Source organism: Mesorhizobium sp. M7A.F.Ca.CA.003.01.2.1, assembly GCF_003998945.1.
GTDB lineage: Bacteria > Pseudomonadota > Alphaproteobacteria > Rhizobiales > Rhizobiaceae > Mesorhizobium > Mesorhizobium ciceri.
The window spans coordinates 1-2731 of the sequence record NZ_RZRA01000792.1; the positions used below are offsets into that span (position 1 = coordinate 1).

The following is a 2731-nucleotide window of genomic DNA, read 5'->3' on the forward strand; positions in this document are numbered from 1 at the left end:
CCATTCCGGCCGGCCGCGATGATAGGAGGTCAGCCCGACCGCCGGGTTCCAGCCGCCGGAAACGGCGAGCCCGTCCGCTTCGACCTCGGCGCGCGCGCCGCCGGTCAGCGACACCGCGATTTTCCTGACGCCATCCTTGCCGCCGTCGATGCCACTGACGGAACCGTGCAGCACCGGGAAGCCGCCCTTCGAGGCCAGCGAACGATGCGCCGGCGATATTTCGGGCCGTGCATCGATGACCGCCGCTATCTGCAGGCCGGCACCGAGCGCCGTCTCGACGGTGCGCCAGCCGTCCTCATTGTTGGTGAAAAGTGCGATCCGCTTTGCCGGTGTAGCGGCGTAGCGCGCGACATAGGTGCGCATGGCGGAGGCCATCATCACGCCGGGCGTGTCGTTGCCGGCAAAGACGATCGGCCGTTCGATGGCGCCGGCTGCCACGACGCAGCGCTTCGCCACGATCCGCCACAGGCGCTGGCGCACCTGGTGCTCGGGCGGCGAGGGCAAATGGTCGTTGACCCGCTCAATGGCGCCATAGGTGCCGCCATCGTAGACGCCGAACAGCGTCGTGCGGGTCATGACGCGGACGTCGGGCATACCAGCCAGTTCAGCCAGCGTCCGCGAAATCCACTCGGCCGCAGGTTCGCCGTCGATCATTCCGCCATCCGACAGCAGACGGCCGCCGAGGACAAAATCCTCCTCGCACAGGATGACGCGGGCGCCTGCGCGGCCGGCTGCCAACGCCGCGGCCAGACCAGCCGGGCCGGAGCCGGCGATCAGCACGTCGCAATGCGCCCATGCCTTGTCGTAGTGGTCGGGATCGGCAAGGCCGGCGGCACGGCCAAGGCCTGCGGCGCGGCGGATCGCCGGCTCATAGATCGCTTCCCAGAACTTCGCCGGCCACATGAATGTCTTGTAGTAGAAGCCGGCAACGAAGATCGGCGCGAACAGCTGGTTGACCGACATCACGTCGTGGCGCAGCGACGGCCAACGGTTCTGGCTGGCGGCCTCGAGCCCGTCATAGAGTTCGGCCGTCGTCGCCTTGGTGTTCGGCTCGCGCCGTGCCCCGGTGCGCAGCTCAACCAGCGCATTGGGTTCTTCCGAGCCCGCAGTCAGGATGCCGCGCGGGCGATGGTATTTGAATGAGCGGCCGACCAGCTTGACGCCGTTGGCGATCAGCGCCGAGGCGAGCGTGTCGCCCTGGAAGCCGGAGAAAGCCTTGCCGTCGAAACGGAAGTTCAGCGGTGCCGAGCGGTCGACAAGCCCGCGATTGCCGAGCCGGTGTGTCTGCGCGCCGGCCATCACGCACCAACCTTCGCAGCGCCGGCACCAGCCGCCGGTTCGATGGAGGAAATCTCGTGCGTCAGCGTGTTGCGGGTGACCTTCAGCCAAGCCCGGCAACCACCGCCATGGTACCAATATTCGCTGGTCGCGCCGGCGACATTGTCGCGCAGATAGACATAGTCGAAGACCTCGTCTTCCGAGGCGCCGGCCTCGGGCCGCACCGGCTTGGCGTCGCCGAGATAGGTGAACTCGCCGAGTTCGCGTTCACCGCAGAAAGGACAGGCAATGCGCATTTCTTCTAAACCGCCTTCAATGCAGGTTCGGTTGGGCGCCCTGGCCCTTTTCGTCGATCATGGCGCCAGTTCGGAACCGGTCTAGGCGGAACCGTGCCGCTTCTTCATGCGACTCGTCGCGAGCCAGGAGGTGCGCAAAGACAAAACCGGACCCTGGCGTCGCCTTGAAGCCGCCATAGCACCAGCCCGCGTTGAGATAGAGCCCGTCGACGGGCGTCTTGTCGATGATCGGTGAACCATCCATCGACATGTCCATGATGCCGCCCCACTGGCGCAGCAGGCGCACGCGGCCGATCATCGGCATCAGCGCCATGCCGCCCTCGCAGACGTCTTCCATCACAGGCATGTTGCCGCGCTGGGCGTAGGAATTGTAGCCGTCTATATCGCCGCCGAAGACGAGGCCGCCCTTGTCGGACTGGCTGACGTAGAAATGGCCGGCGCCGAAGGTCATGACGCCCGGGATGAGCGGCTTGATCGCCTCGGAGACGAAGGCCTGCAGCACGTGGCTCTCGATCGGCAGGCGCAGACCGGCCATTGCTGCGACGCGCGACGAGGAGCCGGCGACCGCCATGCCAACCTTTCCGGCGCCGATCTTGCCGCGCGACGTCTCGACGCCGGTCACCTTGCCATTGGCGTCCCTGACAAAACCGGTGACTTCGCAATTCTGGATGATGTCGACGCCGAGTTCGCTCGCCGCATGCGCATAGCCCCAGACCACCGCATCGTGCCGCGCCGTGCCGCCGCGCCGCTGCAACAGCCCGCCTTGCACGGGAAAGCGCGCATTGTCGAAGTTCAGGAACGGGATCATCTTCCTGACGGCAGCGAGGTCGAGCAGTTCGGCGTCGATGCCGTTGATGCGCATAGTGTTGCCGCGCCGCGCATAGGCGTCGCGCTGCGCATCGGAATGGTAGAGGTTGATGACGCCGCGCTGGCTGACCATCGCATTGTAGTTGAGGTCCTGCTCCATCCGCTCCCACAGCTTCATCGACAATTCGTAGAAGCCGGTGTTGCCGGGCAGACCGTAATTGGAGCGGATGATGGTGGTGTTGCGGCCGGCATTGCCGGAGCCGATCCAGCCTTTTTCGAGCACGGCGACATTCTTGATGCCGTACTCGCTGGCGAGGAACCAGGCGGTGGCCAGCCCGTGCCCGCCGCCT

3 protein-coding genes are annotated in these 2731 nt (G+C 66.0%); all 3 read right to left on the bottom strand.

Annotated features, from left to right (window positions below; genetic code table 11):
* Window positions 1–1299, bottom strand: a 1299-nt coding sequence (locus EN969_RS25620) for a 2Fe-2S iron-sulfur cluster-binding protein (protein ID WP_127419502.1), incomplete at its 3' end; no start/stop codon positions are given.
* Window positions 1299–1574, bottom strand: a complete 276-nt coding sequence (locus tag EN969_RS25625) for a sarcosine oxidase subunit delta family protein (protein ID WP_024502588.1) — start codon at window positions 1572–1574, stop codon at window positions 1299–1301. The genes EN969_RS25625 and EN969_RS25620, both read right to left, overlap by 1 nt.
* Before the next feature lie 16 nt (window positions 1575–1590).
* Window positions 1591–2731, bottom strand: a 1141-nt coding sequence (locus tag EN969_RS25630; protein WP_127419503.1) for a sarcosine oxidase subunit beta family protein, incomplete at its 5' end; no start/stop codon positions are given.